Origin of the sequence: Catellatospora sp. NPDC049111 (assembly GCF_040648615.1) — a bacterium.
Lineage (GTDB): Bacteria > Actinomycetota > Actinomycetes > Mycobacteriales > Micromonosporaceae > Catellatospora > Catellatospora aurea.
This window is the reverse complement of record NZ_JBEZEB010000064.1, coordinates 1-20,237: the sequence shown is the minus strand read 5'-3', so window position 1 is coordinate 20,237 and position 20,237 is coordinate 1. Positions and strand designations below refer to the sequence as shown.

At 70.2% G+C, this 20,237-nt stretch carries 15 protein-coding genes; 4 read left to right on the top strand and 11 right to left on the bottom strand.

Annotated elements, in window-relative coordinates:
* Positions 1-3 precede the first annotated feature (3 nt).
* Together AB0B66_RS41590 and AB0B66_RS41585 are read right to left on the bottom strand one after the other, a co-directional pair.
* Entirely contained in the window at positions 4-759 is a 756-nt protein-coding gene (locus AB0B66_RS41590) for a nucleotidyltransferase domain-containing protein (protein ID WP_360540825.1), read from the bottom strand.
* An 89-nt stretch (positions 760-848) separates the two neighbouring features.
* Positions 849-2,147, bottom strand: a complete 1,299-nt coding sequence (locus tag AB0B66_RS41585) for a PQQ-binding-like beta-propeller repeat protein (RefSeq protein ID WP_360540793.1) — start codon at positions 2,145-2,147, stop codon at positions 849-851.
* 186 nt (positions 2,148-2,333) lie between these two features.
* Here AB0B66_RS41585 and AB0B66_RS41580 point away from each other — a divergent pair, with 186 nt between their 5' ends.
* Positions 2,334-3,923: an MFS transporter gene (locus tag AB0B66_RS41580; protein ID WP_360540791.1), complete on the top strand. Its 1,590-nt coding sequence runs from the start codon at positions 2,334-2,336 to the stop codon at positions 3,921-3,923.
* Between the two features lie 48 nt (positions 3,924-3,971).
* Entirely contained in the window at positions 3,972-4,469 is a 498-nt protein-coding gene (locus AB0B66_RS41575; protein ID WP_360540789.1) for a hypothetical protein, read from the top strand.
* A 14-nt stretch (positions 4,470-4,483) separates the two neighbouring features.
* Here AB0B66_RS41575 and AB0B66_RS41570 read toward each other — a convergent pair whose 3' ends face one another.
* From AB0B66_RS41570 to AB0B66_RS41560, 3 genes are all read right to left on the bottom strand, one after another.
* Complete coding sequence (locus AB0B66_RS41570; RefSeq protein WP_360540787.1) at positions 4,484-4,831, bottom strand: ADP-ribosylation/crystallin J1; 348 nt, start codon at positions 4,829-4,831, stop codon at positions 4,484-4,486.
* A 64-nt stretch (positions 4,832-4,895) separates the two neighbouring features.
* A complete protein-coding gene (locus tag AB0B66_RS41565; protein ID WP_360540785.1) occupies positions 4,896-6,047 on the bottom strand; it encodes a hypothetical protein in 1,152 nt (383 codons plus the stop codon).
* 39 nt (positions 6,048-6,086) lie between these two features.
* Positions 6,087-7,082, bottom strand: a complete 996-nt coding sequence (locus AB0B66_RS41560) for a LacI family DNA-binding transcriptional regulator (RefSeq protein WP_360540783.1) — start codon at positions 7,080-7,082, stop codon at positions 6,087-6,089.
* Between the two features lie 485 nt (positions 7,083-7,567).
* Here AB0B66_RS41560 and AB0B66_RS41555 point away from each other — a divergent pair, with 485 nt between their 5' ends.
* Positions 7,568-7,942 (top strand): hypothetical protein, encoded by a 375-nt coding sequence (locus tag AB0B66_RS41555; RefSeq protein WP_360540781.1) that lies wholly within the window; start codon positions 7,568-7,570, stop codon positions 7,940-7,942.
* 14 nt (positions 7,943-7,956) lie between these two features.
* Complete coding sequence (gene fxsT / locus AB0B66_RS41550; protein WP_360540779.1) at positions 7,957-10,344, top strand: FxSxx-COOH system tetratricopeptide repeat protein; 2,388 nt, start codon at positions 7,957-7,959, stop codon at positions 10,342-10,344.
* 236 nt (positions 10,345-10,580) lie between these two features.
* Here fxsT and AB0B66_RS41545 read toward each other — a convergent pair whose 3' ends face one another.
* From AB0B66_RS41545 to AB0B66_RS41520, 6 genes are all read right to left on the bottom strand, one after another.
* Positions 10,581-12,200, bottom strand: coding sequence for an alpha-amylase family glycosyl hydrolase (locus AB0B66_RS41545; RefSeq protein ID WP_360540777.1), 1,620 nt, complete (start codon positions 12,198-12,200; stop codon positions 10,581-10,583).
* A gap of 29 nt (positions 12,201-12,229) precedes the next feature.
* Complete coding sequence (locus AB0B66_RS41540) at positions 12,230-15,190, bottom strand: CBM35 domain-containing protein (protein WP_360540775.1); 2,961 nt, start codon at positions 15,188-15,190, stop codon at positions 12,230-12,232.
* Positions 15,191-15,329: 139 nt separating this feature from the next.
* Positions 15,330-16,217: a carbohydrate ABC transporter permease gene (locus tag AB0B66_RS41535; protein ID WP_360540773.1), complete on the bottom strand. Its 888-nt coding sequence runs from the start codon at positions 16,215-16,217 to the stop codon at positions 15,330-15,332.
* A gap of 11 nt (positions 16,218-16,228) precedes the next feature.
* Positions 16,229-17,191: a sugar ABC transporter permease gene (locus AB0B66_RS41530; RefSeq protein WP_360540771.1), complete on the bottom strand. Its 963-nt coding sequence runs from the start codon at positions 17,189-17,191 to the stop codon at positions 16,229-16,231.
* A 105-nt stretch (positions 17,192-17,296) separates the two neighbouring features.
* Positions 17,297-18,655: an extracellular solute-binding protein gene (locus AB0B66_RS41525; protein ID WP_360540769.1), complete on the bottom strand. Its 1,359-nt coding sequence runs from the start codon at positions 18,653-18,655 to the stop codon at positions 17,297-17,299.
* 346 nt (positions 18,656-19,001) lie between these two features.
* On the bottom strand, positions 19,002-20,012 hold the full coding sequence (locus AB0B66_RS41520; protein ID WP_360540767.1) for a LacI family DNA-binding transcriptional regulator: 1,011 nt from the start codon (positions 20,010-20,012) through the stop codon (positions 19,002-19,004).
* Positions 20,013-20,237 lie beyond the last annotated feature (225 nt).

Genomic DNA, 20,237 nt, shown 5'->3' with positions numbered 1-20,237 from the left:
CACTTAACCGACCGCGGACCGGACCTCTGCCAGTAGCGCCATGGCGGCGTCCACATCGGTGACCGCCGCCTCGGCGAGTTCCGCGAACCCGGTCGGCGCGATCGGCAGCCGGGCCGCGGAGGCCACGATGCCCTTCTCGTTGACCGTCCAGCGGCCGGCCCGCCCGTGCAGCGCCTGCGCCATCACACCGACCGCGCGGAACAGGCAGCCCGCGACGTACACCCGGTCCTGTGGCACCTTGCGCGCGCCCGCGATGGAGAACTCCGCCTCCCACAGCCCCGCGACCAGCGCATCCCCGAGCGCCGCCGGGTAGTCGAGCGTCCGCTCCCGCAGCTCGGCCAGCTCCCCGGCCGGATCGGCCAGCACCCGGCACAGCGCGACCTCTCCCGCATAGGCGTGGCTGTAGAACCCGAGCGGGTGCCCGACCTGCCGCTCGACGGTGTACCGGCCCTCGCGGCAGTCGTCCCACACCGCCCGTACCCGGTCGAGGTCTCGGTAGATCCAGTCGACGGCCTGGCCGTCCACGGTGAGCCAGCCGCCGCCGTCGACCCACGGCCCCCAGTCACCCGGCCGGTACACGTCGTGCGCGGTCGCCACCTCGGCGGCCAGCGCCCGCAGCGCGTCCACGTCGAGCGGGCCGCGGTAGTACAGCCCGAGGTCGGTGTCGCTGTCGGGCCGGTGCTCACCGCGGGCCCGGCTGCCACCCAGCACCACCGCAACCACGCCCGGCACCGCCAGCAGCCGGTGCGCAAGATCCATTTCCACGGCAGGTGACATTACCCGCACGGCCCCGAGCGGGCCATCGCGTTCAGGGCCGCGCGGCGCGCCGCAGAGTCGGCACGCACCGGTCAGGACCAGTGGCCCTCCGGTCCGGCGCCGGTCTCGGCAGGCACCCGCAACCGCATCGCGGTCGCCACGTCGCGGCCGGTGCACAGCAGCCAGCCGTGGCGCAGCTCGCAGTCGTCATGACCGGTGCCGAACCGCGCGACCGGTGTCACGCGCAACGCCGCAGCGTCGAGATCGACCCGGCCCAGCCGTCCCGGCTGCCCGAGCCCCAGCTCGACGACCCAGAGCCGGTCCCCGTCGTTGAGCACCGGCGACCAGCCGACCAGGTCGGCGAGCACCGCTCCGGTACGCCGGTCGAGCACCTGGCTGTGGGGACGGTCCACGCCCCGGCGACCCGGGTTCGGGAATCCGGCCACGACGGTGCCGCGGCTCGGGGAGTCCACCGACCCGCCCAGCGCGAAGTTCGGCAGGTCGCTGAGGAGCTTGCCGCTGTCGAGGTCGTACAGCTGGGTGTCGTGGAAGTCGGGCCGGGCGCACACGGTGTCCTCGCCGCACAGCGACAACTCCCACGGCACCATGCCCGGCTTCGGCATCGGAAAGGTCTGGCCCTTGGCGAGCGTGGCGCGGTCGTACACCGTGACGGTGGTCGGCAGGGCGATGCCGCTGCCCTCCGGATACTTCGCCTCGGGTTTCACCAGCAGGTGCCGCTCGGTCGCGTCGACGATCCACGAACCGGCCGGCAGTGTGCCGAGCGCCGTCAGCCGCCCGGTGCGCAGGTCGAGTGAGCGCAGCGTGCCTTTGTCGTCCAGGAGAAGCGCCTCATCGCGCCGCACGACGGGGGCCAGGCCGTGCCACGGGGCCCGCCACACCTGCGCTCCGGTGTGCAGGTCGACCCCGACCGAGTCCTCCCGGCAGCCGTTGCAGCGAATCGGAACCACCGAGCCGGCCACCCGCCCCACGAAGCTGTGCGGACGCCGCCACAGCTCACGGCCCGTGCGCAGGTCCAGGCCAACGGTCTGGCTGTACGAGAGATTGACCATGTCGGGGTCGCGTCGGCTGCCGAGCACCACCAGCACCCCGTCCGCCGCGACATGCGCGGTCACCGCGCCGACGCCCGGATCCGCCGACCACAGCTGTCGGCCGTCGTTCAGGTCGAACACCGCGAGGGTGTCGTCCGGCTGCTCGGTGGCGTAGCTGCGGCGCAGCGCGTAGCCGTCCGCGACGACCTCGTATCGCTGGCCCGCGTCGAGCGGCGGCAGCTCCGTGCTCACCCGGAACGGCCCGCTCCCGGTCGGCCCCGGCAGCGACAGCAGCAGCGCCGCGCTCACCACACCGGACAGACCCCTGGCCCACCACCGCATCGCGGCCTCCCCGTCACCATCGGACGGTCGGCACAGTACGACACCGCCCCCACCGCCCGCTGCCCGTTTACCTCGAGCGGCCGCCGAGTCCGGTCCGGGCAATCCGCGTACACTCGCGGCGCCGCCGCATAACGTGGAGATACGCCCTGGTCACCTGCCGGGTGAATACAGCACGAGAGGCCAGCGATGACGCCGAGCGGGGCGGTGCCCGACGCGGCTCCCCCGCGCCCGGCCCTGGTGCTGGGTGCGCTGATCCTGGTCGCCGCGGTGGCCAACCTGAACCTGAGCGTGGCCAATGTGGCGCTGCCCGCGATCGGGCGCGCCTTCGACTCGTCGCAGACCATGCTCAACCTGGTGGCCGTCGGCTACTCGCTCGGCCTGGCCGCCTCGGTGCTCTACCTGGGCGCGTTCGGCGACCGGTACGGCCGCAAGCTGCTGCTGATCCTCGGCGTCAGCCTGTCCGTGCCCGCCTGCCTGCTGGCCGCGCACGCCGGCTCGGACGTGACGCTGGTGTGCGCCCGTGTGCTCGGCGGCCTCGCCGCCGGCATGGCCTATCCGACCACGCTGGCCCTGATCGCCGCCCTGTGGCGCGGCGCGCCCCGCATCCGCGCCATCGCGCTGTGGTCGGGCATCGGCGGCGCGATCTCGGCGATGGGCCCGCTGCTGGCCGGAGCCGCGCTGCAACGGTGGTGGTGGGGCTCGGTCTTCCTGCTCACCCTGCCGCTCGCGCTCGTCGCGCTGATCCTGGCGGTCCGCTGCGTCCCGGCGCACGTCAACGAGTCCACCGAACCCGTCGACCACCTGGGCGGAGTGCTGTCCGTGGTGCTGGTCGCGGCGCTGGTGCTGGCCGTCAACTTCGCGCCCTCCCCCGGGTCCGGCGCGGCCGCCGCCGGGCTGGCCGTGGTCGCGCTCGCGGCGACGATCGCGTTCGTGCTGCGCCAGCGCAGAGCGAAGAATCCGCTGTACGACCTGACGATCGCGTCCCGCCGCACGTTCTGGGTGGCGGCGGTCGCCGGGGTCATCGTGTTCGGCTCACTGATGGGCGCGCTGTTCATCGGGCAGCAGTTCATGCAGAACGTGCTCGGCTACACGGCCCTGCAGGGCGGCGCGGCCATCCTGCCGTCGCCGCTGATGATGACGCTGGTCGCGCCGTACTCGGCGAAGCTGGTGGAGCGCCGCGGCTCGCGGTTCACGCTGCTGCTCGGCTACCTGTTCTGCCTGCTGGCGTTCCTCGCCATGCTGCTGCTCTGGCACGAGGACGTCGCCTACTGGCGGGTCGGGCTGTCGTACGCGCTGATCGGGGTCGGGATCGGGCTGGCCGGCACCCCGGCGTCGCGCTCGCTGACCGGCTCGGTGCCGGTCCGGCGCGTCGGCATGGCCTCGGGCACCGCCGACCTGCAGCGCGACCTCGGCGGGGCGATCATGCAGTCGCTGCTCGGGGCGCTGCTCACCGCCGGGTACGTCCGCTCGATCTCCACACAGGTACGCGAGCTGCCGCAGTCACCGCAGATCGCCCAGGCGGTCGTGTCCGAGTTGCAGAAGTCGTTCGCGAGCGCCGCCGACACCGCGCAGCGCTACCCGCGCCACGCCGCCGAGATCATCGAGGGCGCCCGCAACGCGTTCCTGGCCGGCGACCGCTGGGCGTACACCGCCGCGATCGTCGCGATCGGGCTCGGCATGGCCCTGGTCGCCCGGTACTACCCCCGCCACGCCGAGGAGAACCGGCTGCTCGCCTCGTACCAGACGGAGGTCCTCGCCGGACGTTCCGCCGGCTGAGGTCCGGCGGGGACAGTGCGCGGCGGCCGCCGTTGCTAATCTCCCGCGGTGACCCCTCCCCGCCGCCTGCTCGCCGCGCTGCTCCTGGCCACCGTCCCCCTCACCGCCTGCGCGGAGAGCGGCTCGCCCGCACCGGCCGCCGCCGGCGCCTCGGCGGGTGCCGCGGCGCTGGCCACCCCCGGCACCGCCGCCGAATCCGTCGACGACTGCGCCACGGTCAAGACCGCGATGCTGATCGTGTCGATGCGCACGGCCGGGGTCGCGGTCGCCGTCACCCAGGCCGAGCAGGGCGTGAAGACGCCGCGCGCAGGGCTGGACGAGGCCGCGGCGACGCTCGACATGCCGCTGACCATCCTCGACGAGGCCCTCGCCCAGACCGCCGGCGAGGACCTGAAGGTCATCGCCGGATCGGTCCGGACCGAGGTCACCACGCTCCAGCAGGCCCTGCGTTCGGGCAGCGACCCGGCGGCGGCCCAGCAGGCGATCGAGAAGTACACCACGGCGCTCGAACAGAAGTCGCAGCTCCTGAAGACCCGCTGCCCCTGAGGCCGACGCCCGGCTCAGCCGTGGAACTCGTGTACGACCTCGATCAGGCCGACGAGGTGCCGGTTGAACTCGGCCAGCTCCTCGGCCGGCACCCACAGCTCCAGGATGTCCCGCCCGCCGACCTGCTGCACCGGGTAACGCTGCGCGAACTGCCGGTCCACGGCGAACCGGGTGACGTAGCCGGAGCCGCTCGCGGGCACGTTCCAGTCCCGGGCGATCATGATGGCGTACTGCTCGTTGAGCACCGGATAGAAGATCGGCTGGTCGGGCAGGCGCGGCGGCCAGGCCCGCCAGCCGGACTCCTCCACCAGGGCCAGCTCCTTCGGGCCGGTGGGCCGCCACAGCGTCAACGTCTCGGTCATCACGCGCTCCTCTCGCAGCGGCGCACGTTACCGGCTGGCAAGGCGGCCCGGCCAGCGGGTTTGCTCAGGTCGGCGGGCGCAGGTCGGTCACGTGCGGACGGCTGTCCAGCCCACGCGGCACGGCGGTGCCGGGCGGCAGCCACTCGGTGTCCAGCTCCAGCACAGCCCGGTAGCCCTTGCCCTCCGCAGGCCCGGTGGGCCGGACCGGGCCGATCGCCGCCATGTCGGCGAAGTCCTGCGCGTAACGCCGGCCGTCGTACCAGGTCTCGGCCGATACCGTGGAACAGAACGCCGACATCCTGCACAGTTGCTCCGCCTCCTCGTAGCGGCACCAGTGGCACGACGTGAACATGTTGGTGAACTCCGGCGACCAGGTCCCCGGTCCGCGATCGACGGACAGCGCCACGCCGTCGACCGTGAGCACGGCACAGGCGTCCGAATCGATCGTGAGGTGATAGCCGTCGATCCTGCCTTCCGCCACCGCCTCCGCGTGGGCGTCCAGCAGGTTTTCGAAGAGCCGGCGGGGCATCTCAGGATGGGTCCGGTCGACGCCCACGTAGATGGTCGGCCTGCAGCGAATCGCCATTTTCCCCTCCAGGACGACGATGTCGGCGGCGCTGTATTCGGCCACGGAACGCCGCGGTCCCTTCACCAGTTCAAGCCAGGCGGCACGTTCCACCGGCAGTTCCAGTGCGCGAAGCACCCGGGTGCGGGTCTCGCCTTCCGCCTGCCACAACTCGTCGCGCTCGGCGACATGGCAAGCGATCGTGCGCTGCGTCGTCGTCGCATCGACAGAAGCCGTAGGCCAGCCCTGCGGGAAGACCGCGCGCAGGTACGGCTCGAAATCGGGGCAGAGCGCGGTCCGGAAAGCCCGCGGCAGCGCCATCCGGGCGCCCTGATCGAGGTCACGGAGGTCGGACACCCGCGCACACGCCGCCGCGATGAGGGTCCAGCGGGGCGGCCCGGCGAAGTACGGCAGCGCGGGCGACGCCGGATCGAGCCCGTAGCCGAGTGATCGGTCGAACGCCCGCGGCGCGACGCACAGCCTCGTCAGGACCTTCACCGCTTGCGGGTCGTCAGCCAGCGCCGGAGCCAGCGCGGCGCACCCGCGTACGCCCGGATGCTCGTCGGTCAGCCACTCGCGCGGCTGCCCGCCGTTCGCACCGAGGTCGAGCAGGGAGGCGCACAGCTCATACGTCTCAGTCGTTTCGCGCATGCGCGGATCGTAGAGGCGGCCGGCCGCCCGCAGGGGGCGTCAGACGGCCGGGGCCGGGCCGGTCGAGGCGCGTACCACCAGCTCGGGTTCGAACAGCAGCTCGTCGTCGGGCACCTGCTCGGCCTCGATCTGGCTGAGCAGCAGCGCCACCGCCGCCTGCCCCATGGCGACGATCGGCTGGCGCACCGTGGTCAGCGGCGGATCGGTGAACGCCATCAGCCCCGAGTCGTCGAAACCGACCACGGACACGTCGGCGGGCACCTGCCTGCCGGACCGGCGGACGGCCCGCATCGCCCCGATGGCCAGCACGTCACTGGCGCAGATCAGACCCGTCGCGCCGTCGGCGACCAGGCGCGCGGCGGCGGCGTGGCCCTCCTCCATGGTGAGCGCGCCGTGCGCGACCAGCTCGGCCGCGCCCTTGCGGGCGGCCCGGTAGGCGGCCAGCTTGCGGGCCGACGGCACGTGGTCCGGCGGGCCGAGCACCAGCCCGATCCGTTCGTGGCCGAGCGCCGTCAGGTGGGCGTACGCCTGCTCGACCGCGTGCTCCTCGTCCGTGCACACCCGCGGGAACGCCAGCCCGTCCGCGCTCGCGTTGATCAGCACCGTCGGCAGCCCGCGCTCGCGCAGCAGCACGTAATGCTCGTGCGCCGCCCGGGTCTGCTGGTAGAGCCCGCTCGCGAAGATCACGCCGGAGACGTTCTGCTCCAGCAGGATGGTGATGTACTCCGACTCGGCGACCCCGTCGACGGTCCGCGCGCACAGCACCGGCGTGAACCCCTTCTTCGCCAGCGCCCCCGCCATGACCTCGGCAAACCCGGGGAAGATCGGGTTCTGCATCTCCGGCAGCACGATGCCGACCAGCCGGGCCCGTTCGCCGCGCAGCTTGGTCGGCCGCTCGTACCCGAGCACGTCGAGCGCCGACAGCACCGCCGCCCGAGTGGCCTCGGAGATCCCCGGCTTGTTGTTCAGCACCCGCGACACGGTGGCTTCGCTGACTCCGACATGTTGGGCCACCTCGGCCAGCCTCCGCGCCATCGCGCAAGTGTAGAACACTCCCGTGCAAGCCACTTGCAAGAAACCGCATGGCTCAAGCGTCACGAACAGGCGGCGGGGCACAACGACTACCCTGCTGGATCTTCGGGCTCGAACCAGCTAGATTGACGTCCCTCATTGTTGATATCTTTCAATAACGCCTGGGTTCACACGGGTACAAGTGCGGTGGTCGATTTGTCTGTCCTCGCCGATCTGGACATAACGAAGAATGCCCGCATGCAACCGTTGCTGGAACACAGAGCAGCCTCCAGTGTTCAAGCAACGGTTGCGAGGCCGTAAAGCAAGGGGCAAAGCCAGATCAGTCCGGCCAGTTTCCTTGCCGCCTTGCGTGCCCTGAGCGCCGCTGGCCCAGATGTAGAAGTCGGGCCGGTCGGGCACACCCGCAACCCCTTTGATCGACATATTCGTATCGCCGTGGGCTCTAGTGTGGAGGCACGGTCGCAGACGGACGAACACTGGGGGTAGCCATGGATCCGGTAACGCTGGTGGTCACGGCCTTGGAAGAGGGCGCGAAGGCGGGGCTGGCCGGCACGGCGACAAAGCTGATCGCTGACGCCTACGACATGCTCAAAGGCCTGGTGGCCAACCTGCTGCGCCGCAACGGCACCGACGACGAACAGAACCTCGCCTTGGTCGAGCGGGCCGACGGCACCACCGCCGACAGCCAGACCGCACTCGCCGCGCAGCTGGCTGCCGCTGGTGTCGACGATCCGACCCAGCAGGCCGCCCAGAAGCTCCTGGACCTGCTCCACGCGACCAGGACGAAGTACAGCATCAACGCGCCTGACGCCAAGGGCCTGATGATCGGCGACCAAAACACCCAGTACAACACCTACAACTGAATGCGGCCTGGCCCATGATCGACGACACCTCCTCCCGATACGACGTCACCGCGCCACGCGCCAGAGGCCTGCACATCGGTGACAACGGCACGCAGGTGAATATCTTCGGCGACCGGCCTGAGCCGGCCTGGCCGATCGGCGTGGGACGGGTGCCGCCGCTGGCCGACTGCTGGCAACTCCGGCCCGATGAGCAAGCACTGCTGCCCGGGTGTGACGGACAGGCGGTAGTGCTCACGCAGGTGCTGTCGGGGATGGGCGGCGTCGGCAAGACCCAACTGGCCGCAGGCTGGGCAACGACACTGTGGCAGCGCCGAAGTGTCGACCTGTTGCTGTGGGTCGATGCCGGGTCGCGGCAATCGATCGCGGCAGCCTACGCGCAGGCCGCCACCGCATGCGGTGCCGACCCTCGGCTGGACAGCGAGCCTGCCGCGCAATGGCTGCTGCGTTGGCTGGCCGACAGCGGCAAACGATGGGCAGTGGTCCTGGACGACCTGACTCGGCCGGCGGACCTGACCGGATTGTGGCCACCGGCGACCGGAACCGGGTCGGTGGTAGTCACCACGCGCCGCAGCGACTCCGCTCTACGGCGCGACAACCGGGTTCTGGTTCAGGTAGGCCTGTTCACCCCCACGCAGGCCCACGAATACCTCGCCGCGAAACTGAAAAATCATCCGTCGCTGGCCGACGACATCGCCGGGCTGGGCGACGACCTGGGACACTTGCCCCTGGCCCTGGCCCAGGCAGCGGCATACATGATCGACCGGGACATGAGCTGCGGCGCCTATCGCCGGCGGCTTGCCGACCGCCGCCGCGGTCTCGAACACTTCCTGCCCGAGCCCGAGTCGCTGCCCGACGAGCACCGGGCGACCGTCGCAGCGACATGGTCGCTGTCGATCGAACACGCCGACACCCTGCGCCCGGCCGGCCTGGCCAGGCCACTGTTGCGGTTGGCGAGTCTGCTGGACCCGAACGGCGTTCCCGCGCTCATGCTCACAGCCCAGCCGGTGTTGGTCTGGCTGTCCGCCGCGGCCGGCGTGCAGGTCACCGCGGACGACGTGCGCGACGCGGTGCGTAACCTGCACCTCCTTAGCCTGGCCACGCACGACCCCGGCAACCCAGCCCGCAGCCTGCGCGTACATGCCCTCATCCAACGTGCCACGCACGATCAGACCCCACCTGGCACACGTGACAGCGCCACCCTCGCCGCCGCCGACGCACTACAGTCCGTCTGGCCCGACATAGAGACCGACGCCGACCTCGGCCAGGCCTTACGCGCCAACACCGAACACCTGCACCACACCAACCCCGACCCGCTATGGACGCCCGACAGCGGCGTGCACGCCGCGCTGTTCACCGCCGGCACCAGCCTCGGCGAAGCCGGCCAGGTCACCGCAGCCGCCGACTACTACCAGCGCCTGCACCAGACCGCGCACCAGCGCCTCGGCCCCGACCACCCCGACACCCTGACCACCCGTAACGACCTCGCAGACTGGATTGGGCAGGCCGGTGACGCGGGTGGGGCGGTCACCGCATTCGAGCAGTTGCTGGCCGACCGGCTGCGGGTCCTGGGTCCCGCTCACCCGCACACCCTGAACACACGCCACAACGTCGCCCGCTGGCGTGGGCACGCAGGTGACGCAGGCGGAGCAGTCACCGCGTTCGAACAGGTGTTGGTCGACGACCTGCGGATCCTCGGCCCCGACCACCCCGACACCTTGACCACGCGCAACAACCTCGCCTATTGGCGTGGGCAGGCGGGTGACCCGGCCGGAGCAGTCACCGCATTCGAACAGCAGCTGGCCGACTTCCTGCGACTCCTCGGCCCCGACCACCCCCACACCCTGACAACGCGCAACAACCTCGCCCACTGGCGTGGGCAGGCAGGTGACGCGGACGGCGCAGTCACCGCATTCGAACAGGTGTTGGCCGACCGGCTGCGGGTCCTCGGCCCCGACCACCCCCAGACCCTGAACACCCGCAACAATCTCGCCCTCTGGCGTGGGCAGGCGGGCGACCCGGCCGGCGCAGTCACCGCATTCGAGGAGCTGTTGGCCGACCGGCTGCGGGTCCTCGGCCCCAATCACCCCGACACCCTGACCACCCGCAGCAACCTCGCCGACTGGCGTGGGCAGGCAGGTGACGCGGACGGCGCAGTCACCGCATTCGAGCAGGTGTTGGCCGACCGGCTACGGCTCCTCGGCCCCGACCACCCCCACACCCTGACCACCCGCAACAACCTCGCCCACTGGCGCGGCAAGGCAGGTGACGCGGACGGCGCAGTCACCGCATTCGAGGAGCTGTTGGCCGACCGGCTGCAGCTTCTCGGCCCCGACCACCCCCACACCCTGGCAACCCGCAACAACCTCGCCCATTGGCGAAACGACGCCGCGGGCAACGCCTGAGAACTGCCGCTTGCGGGCCTCAACACCCACGAACGCCGTGTTTTCCGCAGTGGGAGGGCGAGTCCAATCGCCTGAAACAGCAGGACAGAGGCTTAGGAGATCCGCCATGTTCCCCGGCCTGCTTCAACCGCTTCGAGCCTTGTCCATGGCCTCAATCGAAATCAAGCACGAACCTACATTCTTCGGTCATGAAGACCCGCGGCGGTGGTCCGCTCAACCACCGCCGCGGGTGGCTCTCACACGGTGCGCAGCCAGGCGGCGGCGTCTGCGGGCAGCCGTCCGCCGTCGAGCTCGGTGCTGGTCAGCAGGACCGCCGAGTGCTCGGGCAGGTCGACCGGCTCGCTGCACAGGTTCACCACGCAGGTGAAGCCGCCGGGCCGGGTGAAGGCGACGACCTGCTCCGGGGTGTCCAGCCAGGTCATCGGACCGTCGCCGAGCCCAGCCTCGGCACCCCGCACGGCCAGCGCCGCCTGGTAGAGCCGCAGCATCGAGCCGGGATCGGCCTGCTGCGCCTCCACGGTCAGGTTGGTCCAATCCGGCTGCGGCAGCCAGGCCGGAGCCGCGCCCGACGGGCTGAACCCATGCGAGGAACCCGACGACGACCAGGGCAGCGGCACCCGGCAGCCGTCGCGGCCCGGGTCGGTGCCGCCGGAACGGTGGTGGATCGGGTCCTGGCGGGTGTCGTCGGGCAGCCGCTCGACGTCGGGCAGGCCCAGTTCCTCGCCCTGGTACACGTACACCGAACCGGGCAGGGCCAGCGTCAGCAGCGCCGCCGCGCGCGCCCGGCGCAGGCCGAGCGCCTCGTCGGTGGGCGTGAGGTGGCGGGCCTGGCGCAGGCCGTGCTCGAAGCCGGTCTCGGCCCGGCCGTAGCGGGTGACGGTGCGGGTCACGTCGTGGTTGCACAGCACCCAGGTGCTGGGCGCGCCGACCCCGGCGTGCGAGGCCAGCGTGGCGTCGACGCAGTGGCGCAGCGCCTTGGCGTCCCACGGGCAGCCGAGGAAGTCGAAGTTGAACGCGGCGTGCATCTCGTCGGCGCGCAGGTACTGGGCGAACCGGTCGATGTCGGCGAGCCACACCTCGCCGATCAGGGCCCGCGGGGTCTCGTACGAGTCCGCGACCGTCCGCCACGAACGGTAGATGTCGTGGATCTCGTCGCGGTCGACGAACGGGTGCGGGGTCGGCGGCGCGGCCGGGTCGAAGTCGGCCAGCTCGGGGTCCTTGACGCACATCGCCGCCGAGTCGATCCGGATGCCGTCCACACCCCGGTCGAACCAGAACCGCAGGATGTCCTCGAACTCGTCGCGGACCAGCGGGTTCTCCCAGTTCAGGTCGGGCTGCTCGGGGGCGAACAGGTGCAGGTACCACTCGCCGTCGGCGACCCTGGTCCAGGCCGGGCCGTTGAAGACGGAGTTCCAGTCGTTGGGCGGCAGCTCACCGTGCTCGCCCCGCCCGGCCCGGAACCAGAACAGATCCCGGGCGGGCGAGCCGGGCCCTTCAGCGAGCGCCCGCTGGAACCAGGCGTGGGCGGCGGAGCAGTGGTTGGGCACGATGTCGACGATGATGCGGATGTCGAGCCGGTGCGCCTCGGTGATCAGCGCCTCGGCCTCGGCGAGCGTGCCGAAGGACGGGTCGATGTCGCGGTAGTCGGCCACGTCGTAGCCGGCGTCCGCCATCGGCGACGGGTACCAGGGGCTGAACCAGATCGCGTTGATGCCGAGGGAGTGCAGGTACCCGAGCTTCGCGCGGATTCCCGCCAGGTCGCCGACGCCGTCGCCGTTCGCGTCGGCGAAGGAGCGCGGGTAGACCTGGTAGATGACGGCGTGCCGCCACCAGTCGCGGGCGTCGTTGTGGAACACGGGTACCTGCCTTCAGTTCAGTGGATCGGTCAGAAGCCGCTGTTGCCGGGGCCGCGGTTGAGCGTGTAACCCAGGTGGTTGATCAACCCGCCGCTCGCGGCGCCGGAGACGGTGACGTACGTGACGTACGCGCTGCCCGCGGCGTTGAGCTCGATCCCGTACGTCCCGGCGCCGTTGACGGTGACGTGGTCGAGCGTGAGGTTGGTGATGTTGCGCTGGAAGCTGAGCAGGATGCCCTGGTACGTGGAGTCGATGATGTCGACGTCCTTGACCAGCACCGGAGCCGTGATGTCGGTGGCCTCCGCGTAAATCCACAGGCCGCCCAGTGACGAGTTCCAGTTGCGCTCGAAGCTGGACGTGCGGGTCAGCGTGTTGCGAGCCACCGTGGTCGTGTTGCTGAACGGCAGCGCCCCGTGCCAGGTGCTGATGGCGATGCCGGACCCCGCGTACACCGAGTCGCTGATCAGGTTGTCCTCAATGCGGTTGCCGTTGCCGCCGTAGATCGCCGCGCCGTTGGCCAGCATCGGCAGGGCCACCGTGTTGAAGGTGAACGCGCTGTTGGTGACCGGAGCCGAGTTGGACCACATGGCCAGCGCGTCGTCGCCGGTGTTGCGCAGGGTGCTCTGGTCGACGCGCACGTTGGTCGCGCCGCCGTTGACGTTCACGCCGTCGGCGAAGATGTCGCGCATCCGGGTGCCGACGACGTACAGGCCGTTGGTGCCGGTGGTCGGCCACATGCCGACCTTGGTGTGCTCGATCCAGACGTTGCTGACCAGCGAGCCGGTGCCGAAGTTGCCCTCGATGCCGGCGTCGAACGCGCTGTCGTCGCGGTAGCGCACGTCCCCGGCCAGGGTGAAGTCGGCCAGCCGCACGTTGGAGCCGGTGGCGAAGAAGCCGCCCTTGCCGTTGGTGCCCTTGATGACGGTGTGCCACACACCCGCGCCGCGAAGGCTGACGTTCTGGATGTTGAGCCGGGCGTTCGTGACGAACGTGCCGGCCGGCACCCACAGGCCCTTGCCCTGGCTCTGCGCCGCCGAGATGGCGCTGTTGAACGCGTTGGTGTCGTCACCGGCGTCGTTGGCGACGGCCCCGTACGAGGTCACGGTGAGGTAGTCCGCCGGGGCGGACAGGGCCGCCGGGGCGACCTCAGCCTCGATCAGGTCGATCGTGTAGTACGACGCGCTCGACGAGGCGTCCTTCTGCAGCTTGATGACCGTGCCCGCCGGGTACGTGGTGCCGAGCAGCACCCGCACGTCGTCGAAGAAGCGGTGCGGCTCGCCACCGGCCGGGTTGTTGTTGTACGGGTAGGCCCCGTACACCCAGCTGTAGACCGAGCTGAGGGTGACGTCCTGGATCTTCGTGCCGCCCGCGTACAGCGCCAGCGGGTTGGTGTTGCCGGTGCCCGCCGCGTTGTCCGGGACCGAGTAGCGGATCACGAACGCGTTGGCCGGCTTGGTGAGCGTGACCTGCACGTACTGCCCGGTCGACGACAGCTTCACGGCGCGGCGACCGGACGCCTCCGACGGCTCGGACAGGTAGGCCCGGTTCGGCCCGATCAGCGAGGCGTTGGTGCTGCCCGACTCCGCCTCATACACGGTGTACGGCAGCGTCGCACCACGGGTGGCCAGAGCGGTGCCGCTGCCGACGGTGACGTTGTCCAGCAGCACGTTGCCGGAGTCGCCCGAGTCGTACTGGTAGGCGATGATGTTCAGCCCGGCGCGCAGGGTGAGGCTCTGTGCGGCGGTGAGCCAGCCGGACCCGGCGGGCAGCGACAGCTGGCCGGTCTTGAGGTCGTTGACGTACACCGACACGGTGCGGGCGGCGCCGTTGGTGTTCGTGTAGCGCAGCGTCACCGTGGTCACCCCCGCCGTGATGGCGTTGACGGTCCGGATGACGCGGGCCCCGGCCGTGGTCAGGCCGGTGACGTAGCCGGTGCCGGTGTAGCCGCCGGTGCCGGTCGCGGTCGAGGTGCCACCGGAGATGAAGCCGGTCTCCAGCTCGTACGACACCCCGGTCGGCGGCGGCGTCGGGCTGGTGCTCGGGGTCGGCGTCGGGCTCGGCGGCGTCGTCCCGGACACGGTGATGTTGTCCAGGTTGATGTTGCCGGAGTCGGTGCTGTCGAACTTCAGCGCGACCGTGTTGTTCCCGGCGTTCAGGGAGACCGACTCGGCGATCGTGCCCCAGGTGTCCCAGTTCGCGGTGGCCGGCAGGGTGATCTGGCGCAGCTTGCCGCCGTTGACGTACAGCGACAGCGTCATGTTCGCGCCGGTGCCGTTGGCGTAGCGCACGGTCACCGTGGCGGTGCCCGCGCTCGCGACGTTCACGGTGAACGACGTGTTCGCGTTGCCCTTGTTGCCGTCGGTGTAGCCGCCGACGAACCCGGAGCCCGTGTAGCCCGGGTGGTCGGTGGCGACCGTCGCGCCGCCGGACAGCGACGCCGACTCGGCCTCGTACTGGCCCGCGGGCGGGGCGGCGATGTCGGCGACGGTCAGGCTGTCCAGGTTGACGTTGCCCGAGTCGGCGCTGTCGAACTTGTACGACACCGTGCTGTTGCCGTTGGCCAGCGAAACCGTCTCCACCTGGGTGCCCCAGGCGTCCCAGTTGGCGGTGGCGTTGAGGACGATCTGCTTGACCTTCGTGCCGTTGACGTACAGCGACAGGGTCTTGGTCGCCGTGGTGCCGTTGGCGTAGCGCAGGGCCAGCGTGCGGTTGGCCGTGCCGGACACGTTCACCGTGAACGTCAGGTTGGCGTTGCCCTTGTTGCCGTCGGTGTAGCCGCCGACGAACCCGGAACCGGTGTACCCGGTGTGGTCGGTGGCGACGACGGTCCCGCCGGACCGGGCGGCCGACTCGGCCTGGTACGTCGTGGTGGCGGCGGCCGCGGGCAGGGCCGTGAGCAGGCCTGCGCCGAGGGTGAGCACGGCCGCGGCGAGAGCGGCCAGCAGGGTGCGAGCGGGGATGCGGGAAGCGGTGCGATGGTGCAGCGTCATTGCGTACTCCCTTCACTTGCGTCGGTGTGTCCCCCGTGGCGGAGCAGCACCGACCGGCCCCCGGGCATGGGAACCGGGCGGCGGTGCGTGAGCGGATCTCTTTCCGGCTCGGGCGGCCGGAAGTCTCAGGTGTGCCGGGTCAGCCCTTGATGGCTCCGGCGGACAGCCCGTTGAGGATGCTGCGTTGGAAGACCATGAAGATGATCACCATGGGTATGCTCGCGATCGCGAGGCCCGCGAACATCTCGTTGTTGGTGACCCGGCCGGTGCTGGCCAGCCGGCTCAGCGCGACGCTGATGGTCTGCCCCTCGGCCTCCTGCAGCACCAGCAGCGGCCAGAGGAAGTCCTTCCACGATCCGATGATCGCGAAGATGGAGACCACGGCCAGCACGGGGCGCGACAGCGGCAGGATGATGTGCCACAGCAGCCGCAGCCGCCCCGCGCCGTCGATGCCCGCCGAGTCCAGCAGGTCGTTGGGGATCTGGTCGAAGAAGCGCTTGAGCACGTAGATGTTGAACGCGTTCGCCGCGCCCGGCAGCCACAGCGCCCATGGCGTGTTGAGCAGGTTGAACCCGAAGATCGGCACCTCGGCCACGGTCAGGTAGGCGGGAACCAGCAGCGCCGCGGCCGGCAGCATCAGGCTGGCCAGCATGCCGCCCAGCACCACGTTGCCCAGCACCGGCCGCAACTTCGACAGGGCGTACGCCGCGGCGACGTCCACGATCAGCTGGAACAACCAGCCGCCGAGCGCGTAGCCCGCGGTGTTGAGCAGGTAACGGCCGATCTCCAGCCGGTTCCACGCGTCGAGATAGGTCTCGGGGTGCCACTCGGTCGGCCACAGCGTCGGCGACGGCTGCGCCAGTTCGATCGGCGTCTTCATCGCGCCGGTGAGCATCCAGTACAGCGGGAAGATGAAGATCAGCAGGAAGAGCACCGCCATCGTGCCCAGCACCAGGCGGTACACGAGACGGCCGCGGCCGCGGCGCAGGTCGGCGTCGGAGATCAGGGATCGCGTCAGGGAACTCATCGGGGATCCTCTCAGTCGGCCTTGCGGGTGAGCCGCAGGTAGAGGGCCGAGAACGCGCCGAGCACGATGAACAGCAGCACGCTCATCGCGGCGGCCATGCCGAAGTCGTTGTTGATGGTGAACGCGTACCGGTAGATCAGCACCATCACCGTGATCGTCTCGGGGTTGGTGGTGCCGGTGAGCTGGTACGGCTCGATGAAGACCTGCATCGTGGCGACGATCTGCAGCAGCAGCAGGACCAGCATGATGAAGCGCATCTGCGGGATGGTCACGTGTCGGACGCGCTGCCACACGGTCGCGCCGTCGAGCTCGGCGGCCTCGTACAGTTCGCCCGGGATGCCGGCCAGGCCGGCCAGGTACATGATGGTCGCGCCGCCCATGTTGGCCCAGGTCGAGACCAGCACCAGCGAGATCATCGCCATCTTCGGCGACTGGGTCCAGTCCGAGCCGGGCAGGCCGACCCCGGTCAGGATCGCGTTGAACAGGCCGTTGCCGGGGTCGTAGAAGTACTGCCAGAGCAGCACGCTGACGATCGGCGGCAACATCACCGGCAGGTACACCGCGAACCGGAAGAAGCCCTTGGCGTGCCGGAACTCGTTGATGACCAGCGCCAGCACGAACGGCACCGCGAACCCGAACAGCAGCGCCAGGCCGGTGAACTCCAGCGTGTTCAGCCACGCGGTGGCGAACAGCGGGTCGTCGAGCACGGCCGTGTAGTTGTCCATGCCGACCCAGATCGGGTCGGTGACGAAGTTGTCCTGCTGGAAGCTGAGGATGATGCCCTTGACCAGCGGATACCAGGAGAACAGGGCGAAGCAGAGCAGGCCGGCCGCGAGGAACGCGTACGCCTGGAGGTTGTCGCCGATCCTGCGGCGCAGCCGCGCCGTGCGGGCCGAACGCGGCCCCTCGGGCGCACCGGCGCGCCCCGTACCCCGTGTCACCGCTGCCGAGTTCTGCGGCGCGATCACCGTCATCGTCGTGCTTCCTTCCCTGCTGTGCTGAACCTGGGAGGCAGGTCCCGGGCCGGCGCCGGTGGCTCGTTCGCCACCGGCGCCCCCGCGGCCCGGGACCCTACCGCGTCACTTGACGGTCGACAGGATCTGGTTGACCTGCTTCTCGGCGTCGGCCAGCAGCTTGCTGATGTCGGCGTTCTGGTCGGTCAGCACCTTCTGCATGGCCGTGTCCAGCACCGCGTAGATCTGCTGGGCCAGCGGCGGCTCCAGCTTCAGCGGGATGGTGGTGGCGGTGGCCAGGAACGGGCCGAAGTTCTGCGACGGGATGTTGGCATGCTTCTTGGTCGCCTCCTCCCACTTGGCCAGCGAGGCGCCGGTCCAGATGTTCGGCTGGGGCAGGCCCACCGGCTGGCCTTTGGCGGCCGCCTTCTCGTTGTCGGCCGCGATGCGGTCCGGGTCGAGCGCGCCGCCCTTGAAGGACAGCCAGGTCAGACCAGCCTTGATCTTCTCCGGGCTGAGGCCGGCCTTGAACATGTAGCCGTCGCCGCCGCCCAGGGTGCCCTGGCCGCCCGGGATGCCGCCGAGACCGAAGTCCTCGTACTTGGCCTTGTACTGGTTAACGATGACGGGGAAGTTGTCAGCGGAGCCGATGTACATGCCGAGCTTGCCCGAGGCCATCATCTGCAGCAGGTCGGCCCACTCCAGCAGCTGGCGCTGGCCCATCGTGTTGTCCGTCCAGCGCATGTCCTTCAGCTGCTGCAGGACCTGCTTGCCCTTGTCGTTGTTGAAGGCGGCCTTCCAGGTGTCGCCCTCCTTGACCGCCACGTCGCCGCCGACCGAGTACATCTCGGCGGTGAAGTGCCAGCCACCGGTGTTGTTCTTGCTGTAGTCGCCGTAGCCGACGACGCCGTTGCCCAGCGCCGTGATCTTCTTGGCGGCCTCGCGGACCTCTTCCCAGGTCTTCGGCGGGCTGGCCGGGTCGAGACCGGCCTTGGTGAACAGCGTCCGGTTGTACACCAGACCCAGCGAGTAGTTGGCCACCGGAACGCCGTAGATCTTGCCGTCGCCGCCGGTGAACACCTTCATCAGGTCCGGCTTGACGTCCTTGATCGACGGGAAGTCGGCGAGCTGCGCCGAGATGTCCTGCACCTGGCGCTTGGCGATCAGGGCCGCCGGGTCGGTCAGGTAGACGTAGAAGACGTCCTCCAGCTGCCCTCCGGCCAGTTTGGTGGCGAACGTCTGGGGGTCCATGAACCCCTCTTTGGCGTCGATCTTGATGTTCGGGTACTTCGCCTCGAAAGCCTTGACGTCGGCCTCGAAGTTCGCGCGGTTGACCGCGTCGGTCGCCGGGGGCATGCCGTTGACGGTGATGGTCACCGGACCGCTGGGGGTCTCCGGCTCCTCGCCGGCGCAGGCCGCGCCGAGCATCGTCGTGCCGGCCACCAGCGCGAGCGCCAGCGACTTGCCGAGCAAACGTCGGTTCATCGGTTCTCCGATCCCTTCTGTATGCACACTCCGGCAGCGGCGAGCGCTCCGGTTTGTTAATCGCGCATTGCAGCCGCGTCGCTCGGGGGTTACCGCGCCGTGGCGTGAGCAGAAGGATAGGCGCGCTCGCGCGCAGAAGTCCAGAGGATGACGCAAAAACGTGATAGCAGCTTTGCCATCGGCTTGCACTGCACCGCAAGTTCGTGACTCATCAATACGGCCACCACCGAAGGGCGCGACCTGCACAATCCGTTATCGCCGGGCGGGCGGCGCAAGTCTTAAAAAGTCGCGCCCTCACGGGGCTCGTGAGGGCGCGACTCTATAGGACTTGCGGTACGTGAGCAGGTCAGGCGGGTACCGGGCAGGGGCCGGTGGTGCTGCGGACGATCAGCTCGGGGTCGAAGAGCACCTCTTCGGAGGCTGCGGGGCGGCCCTCCAGCTGCGACAGCAGGGAGAGCACGGCGGCGCCGGCCATGGCCCGGACCGGCTGGCGCACCGTGGTCAGCGGCGGATCGGTCACGCCCATGAAGGTCGAGTCGTCGAAGCCGACCACCGACACGTCGTCCGGGACCTCCAGGCCCTGCTTGCGTGCGGCCCGCACGGCGCCCAGCGCCAGCGCGTCACTGGCGCAGACCAGCCCGGTGCACCCGGCCGCGAGCAGCCGGTTCGCCGCGCCCCGGCCGCCCTCGACGGTGAACACCGTGTGGTCCACCCACCGCCGCCACCGGGTCTCGCCCCGCTCCTCCCAGAACTTCGCGAACCCGGCCAGCTTGCGGGCCGACGGCACGTGCCCGACCGGCCCCAGGATCAGCCCGATCTTCTCGTGGCCCAGCCCAGCCAGGTGTGCCAGCGCCTGCTCGGCCGCACCCGTGTCGTCGACGCAGATCCGGGCCACCCCGAGGTTCTCGTCGGCCGCGTTGATCAGCACTATCGGCAGCCTGCGCTCGGTGAGCTGCTTGATCGCCGCCGGTCCCGCGTCGGCATAGCTGCTGCCCACGAACACGATCCCGCCGACCTGCTGCGCCAGCAGCATCTCGATGTAGTGCGCCTCGGACACCCCGTCGGACGTACGCGTGCACAGCACCGGCACCAGCCCGCGTTGGATCAGCGAGACCCCGATCACCTCGGCGAACGCCGGAAAGATCGGATTGCTGAGATCCGGCACGACCAGCCCGATCAGCCGCGCCCGCTCACTGCGCACCGGCTCCGGCCGAGCGAACCCGAACACGTCCAGCGCCGTCAGCACCGCATCCCGGGTCACCTGGGAAACCCCCGGCTTCCCCCGCAGCACCCTGCTGACGGTCGCCTCGGACACCCCCGCGAACTTCGCCACCGCCGAAAGCCTGCTCGTAGTCACCCCCAACACCTTACAGCACCCAGTGCAAAAACCAACCCACCCCACGCAACCCGTTGCACACCCCCCTCCCCCCAGCTCACCACCCCTCCCACCCCTCCCACCCCTCCCCGCCCCTCCCCGCCCCGCCCCGCCCCGCCCCGCCCCGCCCCCGAGGGCAATAAAAAAAACACCGGAGTGGAGGCGGGGGTGCCCCCCCCCCCCCGGGACCCCCCCGCCCGGCACCAC